This window comes from Pedobacter sp. Leaf41, from assembly GCF_001422545.1.
Taxonomy (GTDB): domain Bacteria; phylum Bacteroidota; class Bacteroidia; order Sphingobacteriales; family Sphingobacteriaceae; genus Pedobacter.
Map to the genome: position 1 here is coordinate 627,312 of NZ_LMLE01000001.1, position 13,805 is coordinate 641,116.

At 39.3% G+C, this 13,805-nt stretch carries 14 protein-coding genes; 3 read left to right on the forward strand and 11 right to left on the reverse strand.

Annotated features, from left to right (window positions below; genetic code table 11):
• Positions 1–5 precede the first annotated feature (5 nt).
• Both ASE92_RS02840 and ASE92_RS02845 read right to left on the reverse strand, forming a co-directional pair.
• Positions 6–1,169 (reverse strand): MFS transporter, encoded by a 1,164-nt coding sequence (locus ASE92_RS02840; protein ID WP_056848567.1) that lies wholly within the window; start codon positions 1,167–1,169, stop codon positions 6–8.
• Between the two features lie 95 nt (positions 1,170–1,264).
• Entirely contained in the window at positions 1,265–2,806 is a 1,542-nt protein-coding gene (locus tag ASE92_RS02845; protein ID WP_056848568.1) for an acyl-CoA carboxylase subunit beta, read from the reverse strand.
• A 375-nt stretch (positions 2,807–3,181) separates the two neighbouring features.
• On the opposite strand from ASE92_RS02845, the gene ASE92_RS02850 reads away from it, so the two are divergent.
• From ASE92_RS02850 to ASE92_RS02860, 3 genes are all read left to right on the forward strand, one after another.
• Positions 3,182–3,526 (forward strand): hypothetical protein, encoded by a 345-nt coding sequence (locus ASE92_RS02850; protein ID WP_056848569.1) that lies wholly within the window; start codon positions 3,182–3,184, stop codon positions 3,524–3,526.
• Between the two features lie 125 nt (positions 3,527–3,651).
• Positions 3,652–5,256, forward strand: coding sequence for a SulP family inorganic anion transporter (locus ASE92_RS02855; RefSeq protein WP_056848570.1), 1,605 nt, complete (start codon positions 3,652–3,654; stop codon positions 5,254–5,256).
• Positions 5,257–5,261: 5 nt separating this feature from the next.
• Positions 5,262–5,918 (forward strand): carbonic anhydrase, encoded by a 657-nt coding sequence (locus tag ASE92_RS02860; RefSeq protein WP_056848571.1) that lies wholly within the window; start codon positions 5,262–5,264, stop codon positions 5,916–5,918.
• 52 nt (positions 5,919–5,970) lie between these two features.
• Here the strand turns inward: ASE92_RS02860 and ASE92_RS02865 are convergent, their stop codons facing one another.
• The 9 genes from ASE92_RS02865 to ASE92_RS02905 all read right to left on the reverse strand — a co-directional run bounded on the left by ASE92_RS02865 (position 5,971) and on the right by ASE92_RS02905 (position 13,728).
• Complete coding sequence (locus tag ASE92_RS02865; RefSeq protein ID WP_056848572.1) at positions 5,971–6,231, reverse strand: hypothetical protein; 261 nt, start codon at positions 6,229–6,231, stop codon at positions 5,971–5,973.
• A gap of 359 nt (positions 6,232–6,590) precedes the next feature.
• Positions 6,591–8,225, reverse strand: a complete 1,635-nt coding sequence (gene pruA / locus ASE92_RS02870) for an L-glutamate gamma-semialdehyde dehydrogenase (RefSeq protein WP_056848573.1) — start codon at positions 8,223–8,225, stop codon at positions 6,591–6,593.
• A gap of 98 nt (positions 8,226–8,323) precedes the next feature.
• On the reverse strand, positions 8,324–8,872 hold the full coding sequence (locus ASE92_RS02875; RefSeq protein ID WP_056848574.1) for a 4'-phosphopantetheinyl transferase superfamily protein: 549 nt from the start codon (positions 8,870–8,872) through the stop codon (positions 8,324–8,326).
• Positions 8,862–9,122 carry an acyl carrier protein gene (locus ASE92_RS02880; RefSeq protein WP_056848575.1) on the reverse strand — a complete coding sequence of 87 codons (261 nt, stop codon included), beginning with the start codon at positions 9,120–9,122 and terminating at the stop codon, positions 8,862–8,864. Before ASE92_RS02880 ends, ASE92_RS02875 begins: the two co-directional genes overlap by 11 nt.
• Positions 9,115–10,395, reverse strand: a complete 1,281-nt coding sequence (locus ASE92_RS02885) for a beta-ketoacyl synthase (RefSeq protein ID WP_056849257.1) — start codon at positions 10,393–10,395, stop codon at positions 9,115–9,117. Before ASE92_RS02885 ends, ASE92_RS02880 begins: the two co-directional genes overlap by 8 nt.
• Entirely contained in the window at positions 10,388–10,834 is a 447-nt protein-coding gene (locus tag ASE92_RS02890) for a 3-hydroxyacyl-ACP dehydratase FabZ family protein (protein ID WP_056848576.1), read from the reverse strand. The genes ASE92_RS02885 and ASE92_RS02890 overlap by 8 nt, the downstream gene beginning before the upstream one ends.
• 1 nt (position 10,835) lies before the next feature.
• Positions 10,836–11,888, reverse strand: a complete 1,053-nt coding sequence (locus tag ASE92_RS02895; RefSeq protein ID WP_056848577.1) for a type III polyketide synthase — start codon at positions 11,886–11,888, stop codon at positions 10,836–10,838.
• Complete coding sequence (locus tag ASE92_RS02900) at positions 11,885–12,556, reverse strand: methyltransferase domain-containing protein (RefSeq protein WP_235527265.1); 672 nt, start codon at positions 12,554–12,556, stop codon at positions 11,885–11,887. The genes ASE92_RS02895 and ASE92_RS02900 overlap by 4 nt, the downstream gene beginning before the upstream one ends.
• A 41-nt stretch (positions 12,557–12,597) precedes the next feature.
• Positions 12,598–13,728, reverse strand: coding sequence for an NAD(P)/FAD-dependent oxidoreductase (locus tag ASE92_RS02905; protein ID WP_056848579.1), 1,131 nt, complete (start codon positions 13,726–13,728; stop codon positions 12,598–12,600).
• Positions 13,729–13,805: the final 77 nt, after the last annotated feature.

The following is a 13,805-nucleotide window of genomic DNA, read 5'->3' on the forward strand; positions in this document are numbered from 1 at the left end:
GCGGTTTAGATCGATTGTTGTTTTCTGCCGTAGAATAGATAAATTAAAATATTGATGATGATAATTGCCGTCATGCCGTAGCAAAACATAGCCCAGCCGCCTTGTGCCCAAAGCCATAAGCCTAAGGCCGAACCGCAACTGGCGCCAATAAAACTAACCGACATAAAAATCGTATTTAAGCGATTTCTCGCCTCGGGTATGAGGGTGTAAATTCTGGTTTGGTTGGTTACATGAATGGCTTGCTGACCGATATCGATGAGTACAATGCCAATCACAAAAAGGTATAAGTGGTTGCCAGTGAAGTAAAATAAAGCTACACTGATGAGTTGCAGGATAAAGCCGATCATTAAATTCTTCCGAGGGTTGTTGCCATCGCTTAGCTTCCCTACAAGCGGCGCAGCTAAAGCACCAGCAGCACCGGCAATGCCAAATAAACCAATTTGTAAGGTTTGAAAATTAAACGGGGGATTGGCTAAAAACAAAACCATGGTTGTCCAGAAAGCACTAATAATAGCAAAGGCCAAAAAGTTGATAATAGAAGTTTCGCGGAGCACAGGTTGAGATTTAATATAGCTAAACATCGAGCCCATTAATTGCTTGTAACTTCCCTTAAAAGCCGGAAAGCTTTGAGGAAAGCGTTTCGCCATTAAGGCAATAAGTAATAAACAAATGCCTGCGGCGATATAATAAACTGCCCTCCAGCCAAGCCAGAATCCAATACTTCCGCTTACTGCTCGAGAGGCCAGAATACCTACCAGCAAACCGCTCATAATCATGCCAATGTTGGCGCCACGATTTTCATCGGTGCTCAGGTTCGCGGCTAAAGGCAGTATTAATTGAGGTACAATGGAGCAGATGCCAATAAGCAGCGAGGCGATTTCCAATAAGAAAAAAGAATGTGAAACGGCTGCTGTTAATAGCGCCAAAATGGCCATTCCAGTTATGATTAAAATCTGCTTTTTGCGCTCAAACATATCGCCCAGCGGCACAAGTAAAAACAAACCAAAAGCATAACCAATCTGAGTGATGTAGGTAATTCTGCCTGCGAAAGTTTCGGTTAACTTAAACTCTTCTGCAATTAAAATAACTAATGGTTGGCAGTAATAAATATTGGCAACAATAAGGCCGGTGCAGAAGGCCATGAGGAGGATGTCTATGCGTTTTAGCATGTAAAGGAAAAGTTAAAAGTAAAGAGTTCAAAGTTGAAAGTGCGGGGGACGAAGGTAGCTAAAGGTTAATGTTTGCTCTTTTATCTTTACTCCTTTTACAAAGGTATATTTCCATGTTTTTTACGAGGACTGTTAACCACTTTATTTTCTAACATCTTGAAAGCCTTAATCAGTTTTATCCGGGTTTGCGAAGGTTCAATTACCTCATCAATAAAGCCACGTTCGGCGGCACGGTAAGGGTTGGCAAAGATATCCGAATAAAGTTTTTCTTTTTCCAGCCATTTCTCCTGAGGGTTTTCTGCAGTAGTAATTTCCTTTTTAAAGATAATTTCTGCAGCTCCTTTCGCACCCATCACCGCTATTTCAGCACTTGGCCAGGCGTAGTTCATATCAGCGCCAATGTGCTTACTGTTCATCACATCGTAAGCACCGCCATAAGCTTTCCTGGTAATTACTGTAATTCGCGGCACAGTAGCCTCGCTAAAAGCATAAAGCAATTTCGCACCGTTGGTAATAATGCCGTTCCATTCCTGATCGGTTCCTGGTAAAAAACCTGGAACATCTTCAAAAACCAGTAAAGGAATATTAAAACAATCGCAGAAACGAACAAAACGAGCCGCTTTCGCAGAAGAATTACTATCTAAAACGCCTGCCAGATAAGCAGGCTGATTGGCTACAATACCAATACTTCGTCCAGCCAAACGGGCAAAACCAACCACAATATTTTCAGCAAAATCTTTATGGACCTCCAGAAAACTATCTGCGTCAGTAACCTCTGCAATAATTTCGCGAATGTCATAAGGTTGAGAGGCATTTTGTGGCATAAAAGTATTTAACACAGTTCTGCTTTCGTCGCTACTTTCGTACTGAAGTTGAGTAGGTATTTCCTCGCAATTTTGAGGCATATAACTTAGGAGTTTCTTAACATGGTTAATGGCTTCAATTTCATTGGTGCAGGCAAAATGTGTCACACCCGATTTTGTGGCATGTGTAGTTGCACCACCCAATTCCTCCGAGGTTACTTCTTCATGCGTTACCGTCTTCACTACATTTGGCCCGGTTACAAACATGTAGGAAGTGTTCTCTACCATCAAAATGAAATCGGTAATGGCAGGCGAGTACACCGCACCTCCGGCACATGGCCCCATAATAGCCGAAAGCTGCGGGATGACACCCGAGGCCTGAACATTTTTATAAAAGATATCAGCATAACCGCCTAAAGAAACTACTCCTTCTTGAATTCGGGCACCTCCGCTATCGTTTAAGCCAATTAAAGGTGCGCCATTTTTCATCGCCAAATCCATTAACTTGCAAATTTTTTCTGCATGCGTTTCAGAAAGCGATCCTCCAAAAACAGTAAAATCTTGAGAGAAAACATAGGTAAGCCTGCCGTTAATGGTTCCATAGCCGGTGACTACACCATCTCCCAGAAATTTTTCGCGTTCCATCCCGAAATCCGTACTGCGATGGGTAACCAGCATACCAATTTCTTCAAAACTACCTTCATCCATTAAAAAGTGAATGCGTTCCCGGGCCGTAAGTTTACCTTTTTTATGTTGGCTATCTATTCGAGCCTGTCCGCCACCAAGCTTTGCCTGGTTAATTTTATCTTGAAGTAATGCTATTTTCTTATCCATTGCTGATAATATGTGGATTTAAAATTAAAAATTAACAACGGTAATGCAAGCTTAAGTGGAGAAGTTTGTAAGAGAATGATCTTCATATTTCACTTATAGTTGAATGTCTTTAAAAACGAAAACCGACGCAACTTTTATTTCTTTCTAACATTATAGCGTAAGCAATCCATACATAAAGCGCTCCTTAAAGCTGGAATTTAATTAAAGGCTCGTCAGCTTGATGCTTTAAAACTATTTTACTAAATTGAATATCATCAGAATAAGGGTTTAATCAGCAAATAAACTGTTGTATTACAAATATTTTACAACCCATTGTGCTGAAAAACCAATTATCCGTTTATTTTTGCAAACAACATTAGAATAAGATTAGAAAAAATGTTTTTGAGAAAATACAAATACACAATCGTTGCAGCATTTATGCTTATCTTCTCCGCGAAGATGGCTATTTCTGGTGCGCCTGTTTTTTGTTCCAGTATCGATAAGGAAATTATGAACGCTGTAATCATGCAAATCGAGTTAGAGCATGAAGGCGGTAAAGACTCCGCCAAAGACACTGCAAAATTCTCCGATTTCAAGCTTATCGAGCTAAACCATCCCATCTTTTCTTACGAGTTCTCTTCCAGTCATTTCTTTTTGAAGAGCAGTTTTATTGAGCATTTCAAGCGGTATGTAGATCCATATCACCCTACAGTTCCAACACCGCCACCAAATTTTATCTAGTTTTTTCTTTTCGGGATAGGTTTAATATGCAAACATGTTTAAGCTGCTGAGCAAATACTCAATAGGTTCAACAACACCGTTCCCCGCGATTTATTCGTTAAAATTTACTAGATAATTATATCGTTATGCAAAAGTTTAACCCGGCCTTTTCAGGTTCGGACGTGAAGAAATATTTTCTTGCCAAGAATTTAAAGAAAGATCTTCCATCAAGTATTGTTGTTTTTTTGGTGGCATTGCCACTTTGTTTAGGTATTGCACTAGCTTCGGGTGCACCGTTATTTGCCGGCCTTATTACCGGTATAATTGGAGGGATTGTTGTTGCTTCTGTAAGTGGATCGCAGCTCAGCGTAAGCGGACCAGCTGCTGGTTTAACCGTAATTGTTTTCGGAGCCATCACCTCTTTGGGCCCATATCCAACATTCCTGTTAGCGGTTGTGCTCGCTGGTGTTTTCCAGTTAATTTTAGGATTAATAAAGGCAGGTACCATCGGCAATTATTTCCCGTCAAGTGTTATTGAAGGAATGCTGGCCGCTATTGGTTTAATTTTAATTTTAAAACAGCTTCCGCATGCCTTAGGGGTTGATACCGATTTCAGTGGTGATGAAGGTTTTTTTCAGCAAGATCACGAAAATACATTTTCAGCTATATCAGCAGCAATCAGTCATTTTAGTCTCGCTGCGGTTGCCATCAGTTTATTGTCCATTGCCATACTAATCATCTGGCCGAAAATAAGGCAACTGGCCATTGTACCCGCACCGTTAATTGTAGTAATAATCGGCGTAATCGGAACCATGATTTTTGCCGGTACTGCCTATCCGTTAAGGGCTGATCAGATGGTTAAGATCCCAGTGATAGATGGTTTTAACGGGTTTTTGGGTTTGTTTACCATGCCCGATTTTAATCAGCTAGGCAACAAAAATGTTTATATTGTGGCATTAACGATTGCGGTGGTAGCCAGTTTGGAAACGCTGCTGAGTATTGAGGCGGTAGATAAAATTGACCCCATTAAACGGGTATCACCAACAAACAGAGAATTAATTGCTCAGGGAATTGGCAATATTACCAGCGGTATGGTTGGTGGTTTACCAATGACTTCAGTAATTGTAAGAAGTTCTGCAAATGTAAACTCTGGTGGTAGAACTAAAATGTCGGCAATTTTTCATGGCGTTTGGCTGCTGCTTTCATTGCTGTTTATTCCGAAAATTATTAATATGATTCCCCTGTCTTGTCTGGCGGCAATTTTATTGGTTACGGGTTATAAACTCACCAGAATCGGGTTATTTAAACACATGTACCACAAAGGTTGGGACCAGTTTGTACCTTTTGTAGTTACGGTTGTAGCCGTATTGTTTACTGATTTGCTAAAAGGTGTTGCGATAGGCATGTTGGTGTCGATCTTTTATCTGTTGCGTACAAACATGCGTAACCCTTACTTTTATAGAATTACCAACGAAGGCGATAAAAAGAACATCAGAATTAAACTGGCAGAAGAAGTTTCTTTCTTAAATAAAGCAGCGATACAAGTAGTTTTAACGAATATTCCTCGCGAAACAAATGTAATAATCGATGGTTCAAACGCCAGGTACATCGACCCGGATGTATTGGAAACCATTTTCAATTACAAGCATAATGCCTATACCAAGGGTATTATTGTAACATTAGAGAACGTACAGAAACATTATAGTGTACCGAAATTGACCAACAAAGTAGTAGAGGATATTAATAAATAACAGCCATGTGCGCAAAAACAATAGAGACAGAAAACATCAGTTACAAAACCCTTTTGCAAGGAAACAGAGATTGGGTTAAGGATACGATTGATAGTGATCCAAATTTCTTTGATAAGCTATCTGAAGGTCAAAATCCACCCGTATTGTGGATTGGTTGTTCAGATAGCCGGGTTCCGGCAAACCAGATTACAAATACTAAACCAGGAGATATTTTTGTACATAGAAACATTGCCAATGTAGTGGTACATACCGATATGAACATGCTTTCGGTACTGGATTATTCCGTAAATGTTTTAAAAGTAAAACACGTAATTGTTTGTGGTCATTACGGTTGCGGTGGAGTAAAAGCCGCCCTGGGTAATAAACAAGTGGGGATTATTGATAACTGGTTGCGAAACATTCGCGATGTTTATCGTACCCATGAACGTGAAATGGCAACCATCAAAGATCCCGATCAACGCTTTGATCGGTTGGTAGAACTGAACGCCATTGAAGGAGCATCAAATATTATGAATACCTCCATTGTACAAGCTGCCTGGGCCGACGGTCAGGATTTAGCAGTTCATGCATGGGTTTACAGCCTTAAAACAGGCATCATTAAAGATATGAAAGTTACTTGTAACTGCCTTGATGATGTTGCGCCTGCGTTTAAGGTGGGTTAAAACACATCCCGATAGTATAATTAGTTTTAAAAGCCTCGGTAAACCCGGGGCTTTATTTTTCTTCGCTATTTGGCATGTTACCAGCTTCTCCTTTATTGCCTTTTTCGGCATCTGCACGTGCCTCTTCCGATCCAAAATCACCTCTTCCGAAATCTCTTCCTAAGTGGCCTGCATCAGATTTTACTTTGTTTTTATCGCTCTGCTCATCACTACGGTGACGTGGCACTTGTTGATCGGGCATATTAGATCTCTCGGCCGAATTATCAATATTTTTATCTCCTAAATTTGAGTTTTTTTCTTCCTGATTTTCCATGGTATTTTTATTTATCTATAGAACAGTTAAACCCTGTGATAGTTTTGCGGGATTTGGAAATGAATGTTTCGCACTTTGTGGATACTGTGGTCCCGCCATTCGTTCCAATCTTTTTGTTCGCAAAGTTACTAACTCTAAATATGCACGTGCAAATTAGAGTTAGTAACTTTAAAAGCAACAAAAAGGATTTTCCCTATTGTCGGGTTTAATAATAAAAAAAAAGTGCCTTTTACATAAAACCCGACTGTCGTTAACCTTTCGTCTGCTTTTGCTTTCTAAATCCTTTGAAAAGAAAAACCCCTGATTGCTCAGGGGTTTTATAATATATTGATTCTTATACAAGCTCAGCATGAACAATCTTAATCTTCAGCTAAGAACGGATAGCGATAATCAGTTGGCGATTCAAAAACTTCTTTAATGGTACGTGGAGAAACCCAACGCAATAAATTAATCATCGAACCTGCTTTATCATTAGTACCCGAACCCCTGGCGCCGCCAAATGGCTGCTGACCAACAACAGCCCCGGTACATTTATCGTTGATGTAAAAATTACCAGCCGAGTTGCGTAAAGCATGACTTGCCTTATCAATCGCATAGCGATCTTGTGCAATTAATGCACCTGTTAAAGCATATGGAGAGGTTGTATCAATCACTTCCAAAATTGAATCAAAATCTTTGTCAGCATACACGTAAACCGTTAAAACAGGACCGAACAATTCTTCGCACATGGTGGTGTATTTCGGGTCGTCGACTACTAAAACGGTTGGCTCAACAAAATAACCTTTGCTCTTATCATAATTACCACCGGCAATAATTTCTACACCTGTATCTTTTTTAGCTTGATCAATATATTTAGCCAACTTATCAAAAGAGCGTTCATCAATAACGGCGTTAATGAAGTTGGTAAAATCTTCGGTGCCACCCATTTTAAACGAGGCGATATCGCGAAGCATTTGTTCTTTAATTTCTGGCCAAAGGCTTTCAGCAATGTAAACACGACTTGCAGCCGAACATTTTTGCCCTTGATATTCGAATGCACCACGAACAATGGCTGTGCTGGCAATGTCAGTTTGTGCAGAAGGATGAACTAGTATGAAATCCTTTCCCCCAGTTTCGCCCACAATACGAGGGTAAGATTTGTATTTGTGGATATTTGTTCCAATCGTTTTCCAAATTTCCTGGAACACTTTTGTAGACCCAGTAAAGTGAATACCCGCAAAATCAGCATGATTAAAAATCACCTCACCTGTTTCTGGTCCGTCGGCGTAAACTAAATTCACAACACCATCTGGTAAGCCAGCCTCACGGAAAATTTCCATTAAAAGGTTAGCCGCATAAACCTGTGTATCGGCAGGTTTCCAAACCACAACATTTCCCATCATCGCTGCCGAGGCAGGTAAATTTGCCGCAATTGCGGTGAAGTTGAAAGGTGTTAAAGCAAAAACGAAACCTTCAAGTGGGCGTTGTTCCACTCTATTCCAGCTTCCACGAGGCGAAACCGGAGGTTGTTGTTTGTAAATATCGGCCATGTAACTTACGTTAAAACGTAAGAAATCAATCAGCTCACAAGCGGCATCAATTTCTGCCTGATAAGCATTTTTACTTTGACCTAACATCGTTGCAGCGTTTAGCTTATAACGGTATTTGCCTGCAATTAAATCAGCAGCTTTTAAAAATATTGCTGCTCTATGTTCCCACGAAAGGTTTTCCCAATCTTGTTTTGCAGCCAAAGCTGCATCAATTGCTTGTGTAATGTGTGTTTTATCGCCAATGCTAAATTGAGCTAAAATATGTTTATGATCATGTGGTGGAACAACTTTACCTTTTTTATCGGTATGAACTTGTTTGCCTCCAATGTACATCGGAATGTCTTGTTCGTGTGAGCGAGCCTCGGCAAGTGCTTCCTTCAAAAGTACACGTTCTTTACTGCCTGGGCCATAATTTAATATAGGTTCGTTTACCGGAGTGGGTACGTTAAAAAATCCTTTAAGCATATTTTATTTTTTATGATTTAAGCAAAGATAAGGCTTTTTGAGGGATGCAATTCTATTATTCTGTAAAGAAAATAGAGGATTATTCTCGTTTTAGACAGTCAAACTTTTAAAAAAGCGATGCATAAATATCCTCCATCGTGGCTAATCGAAGCCATGTGTTTTTGCTGTGTTTTTTTATTTATTACCTCCGGAAGATGGTTTTTGTCTTTTTGTAATGAATAGTTGGTGGAATCTGTAAAAGCAACTGAATATTCTGCATTGTTTTTATGATGATGGACAGATAAATGATCCAGCACCAACGTGCCAGAATAAGCAAGCGTATGGATATAATTTTTGCTTATTTCGGTTTTTGTAAAAAAAGTTTGGCCATTCCGTATCACCACGCCACTCGCACTGTTGGTGCAAGAACTGAAGAGTGCACATTCGAAAGCCTGGGGATTAAAAAGCCTTTCGGACGTTAACCGATTATAACACTTATAGGCTGCTTCTTTCATGCTCCACAACACCCACACCATTGTATCTTCGCTTTTGGAACTATTTATAAGTTCCAGCTCTCTGGCGGAAAAAATTTTATTGAGGTAGCCTTTTCTCCGCCAATTGTAATGAAGTTTTGCAAACTTCAAATCTACAATATCATTACCCAGCATTTTCCTGACGTTTACTCTCAATAATATCCACTGTAGCTTTAACTGTCAGCATTTTTGCCATCGAATCGTTATCTATTTCGATATTAAACCGATCTTCAACATCAAGCACAATATCAACCAGGTTGGCAGAATTTATTTTTAGATCTTTTAAAAAATCAGTGTCATCATCAATACTTTGCAAAGCGATGGTTTCTTCGCTGTATGGGGTAATGATATTTTTAAGTTCTGCAATAATTTCTTCTTTACTCATAATTGTATTTCTTAAGGATGATACATGCATTTACATCGCCAAAACCGAAACTTGCTTTGGCCAGGTAATTAAATTGTTTGTTGATCAACTGCTGTGGAATTCGCGATTCGTCAATTAAGTCGGCTATGGCCGGATTTAAATCTTCGCAGTTAACGTTTGGAAAGATAAAGCCTTCGCTTAATTGGAGCACAGAAGCTACTGTTTCTATGCTTCCGGCTGCGCTAATACAATGGCCCACCAAACCTTTAAGCGAATTAATATAGGGAAATTTATCTTTCGATGTATTTAGGGCAGCTTTCCAATTTTCAATCTCCAGCGCATCTTTAGTGGTAGCAGTTAAATGCCCGTTTATCACCTCTATTTCATCAGCCCGAATGCCAGCATTATCGATAGCTTTTTTGATGCATCTTTGTACAGCAACCGGGTTTGGCGCAGTCATTGTGCCTAGGCCGCGTTGGCCGCCAGAGTTTAAATCGCCTCCTAAAACTTCAGCGTAAATTGGTGCGTTACGTAACAATGCGCTTTCAAGCGACTCCAGTACGAGTGCACCAGCGCCACTTCCAGGTACAAATCCACTGGCAGTTGCGCTCATTGGCCGGCTACCTTTTTCCGGCTCAGCATTGTGTTTATAATTGCAAACTTTCATGGCATCAAAGCCGCCCCAAATGTAAGGGCCGCTATCACTGGTGCTTCCTGCAAGCATCCGTTTTGCTCTACCCGATTTAATTCGATCATAAGCCAGTAAAATACTTTCCACACCAGTTGCACAGGCAGATGAATTGGTGCTCACCTGGTTGCCCAGACCAATTTTGCCTGCAATAAATGCACTTACGCCACTAGCCATCGTTTGCACCACTACAGAACTACCAAGCTTTCGTATTTCCATATCATCGATTTTGTTAATAGCCCATCGAAATTTATCTATCCCGGAGGTACCTGTGCCGAAAATGGTTCCACTATCCCAATCTGGTTCATTGATGTCGCTAAGCTTCAGGCCGGCATTTTCCCATGCATCTAAAGCCGCAATTACACCATAAATGATGCCTGTACTGTTAAGGTTTTTTAATTCAAGTGGACTGAAATATTGTGCAATTCTATCTTCTGTAAGTGGAGGTTTGCCTGCTATTTGGCATGAAAATCCAAGCGCTTCTAAATCGCTTTGATGTGTAATGCCTGAGATGCCATTTTTAAGCGCATGCACAAAATCGGGGATGTTGGTAGCGTTCGGAGCACAAACACCTAAACCTGTTATCACAACTCTTTTGTTATCCATTGCCATGTCGAATTAGCATACCTGCAATAGTTCCTTTACACAATATTTCACCGATCGAATTTTTCATCGTAACCTTGCAGCTTAATTTATTAAACCTGAAATATGTTTTTTCACTGGTTACCCAAACTTTATCTCCGGGATAAACAGGTTTTAGAAATTCTATTGAGTTCGAAGTCATAGCAAAAGCGGGTTTAGTGTTAGCCTCCTGATCTTTTAATAAATAAATTCCAAAACAAACCAAACCAATCTGTGCCATTGTTTCTGTCAATATTACTCCTGGCGTAACTGGATTATTCTCGAAGTGGCTCTCATAAAAAACTAAATCCCTTTTGAATAAATAGGTGCCAGTAATTCCATTTTCGTCGAATTTTAATATTTCATCAACGAAAAGGAAATCTTTCCCATAGGGCATTCTTGCAAGTATTTCCGTAGCGGTCATATCACCATTGTAAGAGGATTCGTTGCGCAGAAAATCCTGGTCCAAAACTTAACATTAATCCATTTTCTCCTGCTGCAGGTTGTTTATCAAGATATCGCTCCAAAACATATAAAACTGTGGCGCTACTCATATTTCCGTAAAGCCTTAGTACTTCTTTGGTTTCATTAATGTTTTTCCCTAATTCGCTAAACAAAGCTTCCACCACCTGAATTATTTTTTTACCTCCGGGATGAAATATAAGGTGGTCGATATCCTTAATTTCAAGATTGTTTTTTGCTAAGAAGGGATGGATAATCTGTGGGAAATGGGCGGCAATTGTTTCCGGAACCTCAATATCCAAAACCATTTGCAGACCTGAATTGGTCAGTTTGAATCCCATCATCTCCTCTGCATCGTAAAAGTGATACATTTCTTCAGCTAAAATTTTTGGTCCTTCGTCATTTTCGTTTGAGCTTAACAATACACAAGCGGCACCATCACCAAAAATGGCTGCACTGACAATGTTGGCCATCGAAAAATCGTTCAGCAGAAACGTTGATGTTGGCGATTCAACCGCAACAACTGCTGCCCGTTTGCCTGGATTGGATTTTAAAAAGTTTTTGGCATAAATCATTCCTGAAACACCTGCGGCGCAACCCATTTCGGTTACTGGCAGCCGCACAATATCTTGCCGAAGCTTCAGGTTGTTGATCAGGTAGGCATCAAGAGATGGGATCATAATGCCTGTGCAACTTACGGTGATGATATAATCTAAATCCTCTGGTTGCCACGCTGCCTTTTCAAGTGCGTTTTTTAAACATTGGCTTCCAAGTTTTATACCCTCTCTTGCATAAATATTATTTCGCTCCTCAAAACTTAAATCGCTAAAAACCTCTTCTGGCGACATGAACGAATAACGTCTATCAACGGCAGCGCCTTCGAAAATTTTTTTTACTTTTCTAACAAAGCGTTCATCATGATCTTTTAGCCAGCCATCTAAAAATGGAATAATATCTGCTGTTTCTCGCCAAAAGTCGGGTAAGGCTTTGGCTACTGCTTTTACAACTACGCTCATATTGTCTTAATAATCCATTGATATCGAAAAGCCCACTTCCACTTGATTGAGCTGTAATTAAAATTCAATTCTTTTGTATATTTTTCTAAATCTTCCCGCTTAAAACCACGGAGTATTGAGACTAAACCATCTTCTCTTGACATGTGATTTAAGCCGAATACAAAACACAAGGCTTGAAAAAGCCGGTAAGCTAAGGCGCTTCTTTCCAAATCATTAATCACAATGCCGACTTTAGCAGAAGATTTAAACCGATTTAAAAGGTGAATTATCTCTTCATCTTTGAAATGGTGCAAGGTTAGTGTGCAAATAAAAATGTCACAGTATTCTTCCGTAACCGAATCGTCAAAAATATCTCTACACAGATAAGTGATATTGGAATAATTTTTTGATAAACTTTCTGCGTGATCGATGGTAAATTGATTCGCATCTATTCCAGTCAAACTAAAATTCAAGTTATTTTTATCCGCATAATCTGCCAAAGTCCTGAGCATGTCGCCATTGCCGCAACCTATATCAGTAATACGCATCAATTCGGTTTTTGGTTTGTTTTTTAGTAAGGTTTTTATGCCATCGAGCGTAACTTGATTGCCCCCTAATAACTTATTAATACTGGCGATTTTGTCTAATGCATCACGCAGAATGTCTCCTTTCATTTCAAAGTCATCCATTAATTCTGGCGCAGTACTTCTAAACTTTGTATTTATCGACATTAGTTGTTTATTGTAATTGGTTGTCCATGGGTATGTTTAATTATCTTGTTCAGTATAAATGGCATTGCATGTAAAGAAATCATGGCTATATTTTCATAAGTATTGGTTTTTAAAATATGGCTTAAAATTCTTCCAAACTTTAATCTATTTTTAAAGAGTTTTTGCCATTCTTCCGTATATTCTTTTTCCAGAATGGCTCTTTGTGAGTGATTTACAATTTGCTTTGCAATTAATTCGCTTGCTATTTTAGCGCTATGGATTGCCATTGCCATACCGTTTCCACAAAGTGGATGAATTAAACCGGCAGTATCGCCAATCATCAAAATATGGTTTGATATTGGTTCCTTGGCGGCGAAAGATATCTGACTGATCGTTAGCGGTGCATCGAAAAGCATTTCTGAACCTTCAAGAATTTTTTTTAGATTACTGTTTTTATACAGTACATTTTCTTGAAAAGCCAATATATTTTTTTGTCGTTTAAAGCTTTCATAATTTGCCAAATAACAAACGTTTACATTATTATTTTCGACTTTTGAAACGCCACAATATCCCCCATCAAAGTTATTTAGGCTAACCGTATGGTTCGGAAAATCACATTTGTAATGTGCTTTAACTGCTAAATAAGGAGATTTTTTGTTGATGAAATTTCGATTTAGTTTTACATCGATTGACGAACGTTTTCCATAAGCACCTATTACGTACGCAGCACTGTAATTTTCTCCAGCAATTGTTTCTACCAAAAATTCATCTTTGAGGTAAAGCACATTTGATACCGTATTTTCGATCACATTCACGCCTCTGGCGATAGCTAATTTATACAAGTGATAATCAAGCGTGTAACGGCTCAAACCGAATCCCCCAAGAGGTAAGGTGGTATTAATCTCTTTTCCGGAGATGGAGGTAAATTGTAAGTCGGTAATTTGAGGTGGGAAGAAAGTTGCGATATCAATACCAAGCCAATTAAAATAGGGTAGAACCTCGTTTGAAATATACTCTCCGCAAACTTTGTGTTGAGGATAAGTAGATTTCTCGATTAGGGTAACGTCAAAACCTAATTTATTAAGGTGAAGCGACGCCGTTAAGCCTGCTAAGCCACCTCCAATAATTAAGATTTCTGTTTTAAGTGGCATAAAGGATTACAGATATACAAGGTAACACTTTATATCTGTCCTTTGTTCAAAATTTGTTAGGGGGCTTATATTTGAAG